At 56.0% G+C, this 3,771-nt stretch carries 6 protein-coding genes and 1 pseudogene; 4 read left to right on the top strand and 3 right to left on the bottom strand.

Annotated elements, in window-relative coordinates; translation table 11 throughout:
• The 3 genes from KB557_RS09615 to KB557_RS09605 all read left to right on the top strand — a co-directional run.
• A partial coding sequence (locus KB557_RS09615) for a 3-oxoacyl-[acyl-carrier-protein] synthase III C-terminal domain-containing protein (RefSeq protein WP_315856219.1) occupies positions 1-534 on the top strand: 534 nt, incomplete at its 5' end.
• A gap of 47 nt (positions 535-581) precedes the next feature.
• The gene (fabD, locus tag KB557_RS09610) at positions 582-1,493 is read left to right on the top strand and encodes an ACP S-malonyltransferase (protein WP_255133647.1); all 912 of its coding nucleotides are present in this window, start codon (positions 582-584) and stop codon (positions 1,491-1,493) included.
• A gap of 1 nt (position 1,494) precedes the next feature.
• Positions 1,495-2,169 (top strand): 1-acyl-sn-glycerol-3-phosphate acyltransferase, encoded by a 675-nt coding sequence (locus KB557_RS09605; RefSeq protein ID WP_255133645.1) that lies wholly within the window; start codon positions 1,495-1,497, stop codon positions 2,167-2,169.
• Here the strand turns inward: KB557_RS09605 and KB557_RS09600 are convergent.
• From KB557_RS09600 to KB557_RS09590, 3 genes are read right to left on the bottom strand one after another with little or no spacing between them, the layout of a single operon-like run.
• Positions 2,117-2,692 (bottom strand): YdcF family protein, encoded by a 576-nt coding sequence (locus KB557_RS09600; RefSeq protein ID WP_255133643.1) that lies wholly within the window; start codon positions 2,690-2,692, stop codon positions 2,117-2,119. The genes KB557_RS09605 and KB557_RS09600 overlap by 53 nt on opposite strands.
• Entirely contained in the window at positions 2,685-3,302 is a 618-nt protein-coding gene (tsaB, locus tag KB557_RS09595; protein ID WP_255133641.1) for a tRNA (adenosine(37)-N6)-threonylcarbamoyltransferase complex dimerization subunit type 1 TsaB, read from the bottom strand. The genes KB557_RS09600 and tsaB overlap by 8 nt, the downstream gene beginning before the upstream one ends.
• Before the next feature lie 5 nt (positions 3,303-3,307).
• Entirely contained in the window at positions 3,308-3,520 is a 213-nt protein-coding gene (locus KB557_RS09590) for a Ycf34 family protein (protein WP_255133639.1), read from the bottom strand.
• Between the two features lie 43 nt (positions 3,521-3,563).
• Between KB557_RS09590 and KB557_RS09585 the strand changes: the two are divergent.
• A pseudogene (locus KB557_RS09585) lies at positions 3,564-3,771 on the top strand (CCA tRNA nucleotidyltransferase); the annotation flags it as partial.

The following is a 3,771-nucleotide window of genomic DNA, read 5'->3' as shown; positions in this document are numbered from 1 at the left end:
TTTGGTGATGGGGCCGGGGCCGTTGCAATTGAGGCCTGCGGAGCAGATCAGGATGGTTTGCTTGGGTTTCGGATGGCTTCCGATGGCCGCAAAGCCGATTGCCTCAGCTTGCGTCAAGTGGCCAGCCGTCAAGAATTGATACCTGGCATCAGCAGCCAACTGGGGGGCTTTGAGCCAATCGCCATGAATGGCCAGGAGGTTTACAAATTTGCTGTGCGGGAGGTGCCCGCTGTGTTGCAGGAACTTCTAAAAAGCACCGATACCAAACCAGAAGCTTTGGATTGGCTGCTGCTGCACCAAGCAAATCAACGCATCTTGAATGCTGTTGCAGAACGGCTTGGCCTTCCAGAGGCAAAAGTTTTAAGCAACCTTGCCAATTACGGCAACACCTCTGCCGCCACGATCCCAGTGATGCTCCATGAGGCGGTGCAGGCCGGCCTGGTTAAACCGGGGCACCTTATTGCCAGCAGCGGCTTTGGCGCAGGGCTCAGCTGGGGGGCAGCGTTGTGGCGTTGGAGCGGGCCTACCCCCTAGTTGTGCCCTATGGGTAGCCTCAGCTGCCAGCAGCATCAAAAGGGGCCATGGGTATTTGTTGGGTGTTTCCAGGCCAGGGATCACAAAAGCTTGGAATGGCTGCAGGGTTATTGGATCACCCTTTGGGCCGGGATCGTTTTGAAATGGCATCGGATCTATTGGGCCGCAACCTTGGGCAGATCTGCAGCGGCAGCGATCAATCCAACCTAGATAACGCAAACGAATTAAATGATCTAAACAACACCCGCAATACTCAGCCGGCTTTATTTGTTCTTGAAACCCTGCTGATTGATCTTCTTTATAAACAGGGAAAAAAGGCGAATCTGCTCGCTGGCCACAGCTTGGGTGAATTGGTGGCCCTTTATGCGGGCGGAGTTTTTGAATTCGAAACCGGTTTGAAGTTAGTAATTCGCCGCAGTGAATTAATGGCTGCCGCAGGTGGTGGGGCGATGGCCGCAGTGATGGGTTTCAACCGCAAGGAATTAGAGGAAGCGGTGGCAACCACAGAAGGGGTAGTGATCGCCAACGACAACAGCGACGCCCAGGTGGTGCTCTCAGGCAGTAAAGAAGCGCTTGCCGCTGTACTAGCTGCTGTGAGCTGCAAACGGGCAGTACCCCTTGCTGTATCCGGGGCTTTCCACTCTCCTTTTATGGCCGCACCTGCAGCAGCTTTTAGTGCTGAACTCGATGCCGTGCCATTTCGTAACAGCGCAGTGCCGATTCTCAGCAATACAAACCCCAGCCCCTGTAGTGATGGCAACAGCTTGAAACAACGGCTGCAGCAACAGATGACCAGCGGGGTGCGTTGGCGTGAAACCATGCTGCAATTCGATGTTGCTGGCATCCATACGGTGGTGGAAGTGGGGCCTGGGGCGGTGCTCAGCGGCTTGCTCAAACGCAGCCTGCCAGCCCTGGTAACGGCGCAAATTAGTGGGCTGCAGGATCTGGGCCTTAATTGAAATGAATCAAGCGATCGCCAGTTTGAGCTTGAGGCCGCGGCCAAGCATCAGTTACAGGATGGTGCAGTGGTTGCTGGTGGCGCCAATATTTCGCTTGCTATTTCGCGGCCGTTGCTTTGGCATGGAACGGGTACCCCGCCAAGGGGGGTTGGTAGTGGTGGCAAACCATGGCTCCCATTTAGATCCACCTTTGCTGGGCCACACCTTGCCGCGGCCGGTGAGTTTTATGGCAAAGGCTGAATTATTTAAGGTGCCAATCTTGGGGGCGCTAATCCGCAGCCTTGGCGCCTATCCCGTAAGCCGTGGCGCAAGCGATCGCGAGGCAATTCGCACCGCCTTAGGGCGCTTAGAGAAGGGTTGGGCAACGGGAATATTTCTTGATGGCACCCGCCAGTTGAGTGGCCGGGTTGAGAATCCCCAGCTCGGGGCAGCTTTGCTTTCTGCCCGCAGTGGGGCGCCGCTGCTGCCGGTGGCGTTGGTTAATACCCATCGCGCATTTGGACCAAATCAAAGCTGGCCCCGCCTCGTAGCAATCCAAATAAGGGTGGGTTTGCCGATCCCGCCGCCTGCTTCCAAACGCCGAGCCGATCTAGAAGCCACCACAAAGGCCTGCCAAGAGGCGATTAACGCCTTGCTGGAATTGCCATTAATTGCTGGCGCAGATCCTTTCCACTAATTACCCAAACCAAAGCCCTCAAACCATCACTCCACACCTTGCTGCGACTTTCAAATTGACAATTTTTAGCGCAGGGCACCAGCACAGGGGTTAGGTAGATGCCACGGCTTCCAGCCACCACACGGCCCACCAACAAGGCCCTTTCCATGTGGTCGCTGCTGGTAACCAAAAGCACATGACGCACGCCCTTGCGATTCAATTCATCCACCAGGGTGGTGAAGTTGCTCAAGGTATCGCTGGCGCGGTAATCAAGCTGAACCCGGGCTGGATCTAGGCCATTGCGCTCAATTAGCCAGCGGGCATATTCAGCATTGCTGCCACTGCTAACAAGCAAGGGCAACTGGCTGCGATAGGCCAACTGGGCGCCCACTTCTTCTCGCTCTAAATCACCGCCCAAAACCAAAATCTGCTGGGGCGGTGGCAGCAAAGGCTCCAGCAGTGGTTTGAGTAAGCCGGGTCCAAAACTCCAGCCCCCCCAAAGCAGCCCGGCCCCAAGCAATAAGCGAAGCAGCTTCCTAGCCATTAGCCCCGCGGGGGATGTTTTGAACTGGAGAGGTGGGATAAATCGGTAAAACCAGCTCCCAAGGCCCGAGGTTGCCCTGCTCAAACAAGTTTTGGCCCAGCTGCAGTAGCAAACGTGAATCCTGCTCCGGCAACATTTCCGCCTCCCAAAAGGCTCCCTTCAAGCTGGCGCTGCCGCCTGGATGCAGGCTTGGCGCTTGAAATTCTTCAACTCCCTGAGCGCCAAGGCCGTAGTAACCAGCCACCACCCCACGTTGAGGCAGGGTTTGCCCAATCCAATGGGGACCAGCGGCAGCGAGTTCCTGCTGACGCCGTTCTGCAATTAAACGCAAGCTGCCCCAGCCATATAGGGGTTTTTGCAACTGCTGAGCCAAGGTGCGGGCAAGCACCACGGTGAGACGGGTGCCAGTAAAACTGCCGGGGCCGGTGGCCACCGCTAACCAGCTGAGCTCATTCCAGCGGCTCGCAGGGAGCAATTCAGCTACAGCTGTAAATAAGCCGTTGGCCATCTGGCGCGCCAAGGGGAAAGCCGCAGAACGCCACTCACCGTTGTTGATTAAGGCCACCCCAAGGGTGCTGCTGCAACTATGAAAAGCGAGGGCACAACTCATGGGGCTTAGCTAACTCGGCCTGGCCTGAAACTGTCGCAACTGCGCACATCCCACTCCACGCCCCAGCTGTTTTGCACCGCTTGAACGCTTAGATGAATCTGGGGATTCTCGGGAGTGAAATCCGGATTTTGATTTAGGTGAGGCACTCCGTGTTCAGTTTCCACCCTGTGATAAGCGGTGCAACTCGGCTGCCAGCTGCAAGCAACGCAGATGCACATGATTTAAAAAGTTCTACTTAAGTAGTAATTGCAAAATGGTGCCATGGATCCGCGTTCCTTGGCCACTCCCCCCAGCCGTATCAACCCAACCAGTGCTGCTTTGCTGCTGCGGCAGCTGCTACCACCGCAGCGCTGGCCCATTGCACTAAACAAATTGCCAATTGGTTGCGCCTTGGTGGGCGGAGCGGTGCGCGATGGGCTTTTAAATCGATTAGTTCCCCATCCAGACCTTGATCTTGTGGTGCCAGTAG

Origin of the sequence: Synechococcus sp. Cruz CV12-2-Slac-r (assembly GCF_024346075.1) — a bacterium.
Lineage (GTDB): Bacteria > Cyanobacteriota > Cyanobacteriia > PCC-6307 > Cyanobiaceae > Synechococcus_D.
The sequence above is the reverse complement of the archived record's forward strand: the minus strand, read 5'-3'. Positions and strand labels throughout refer to the sequence as shown.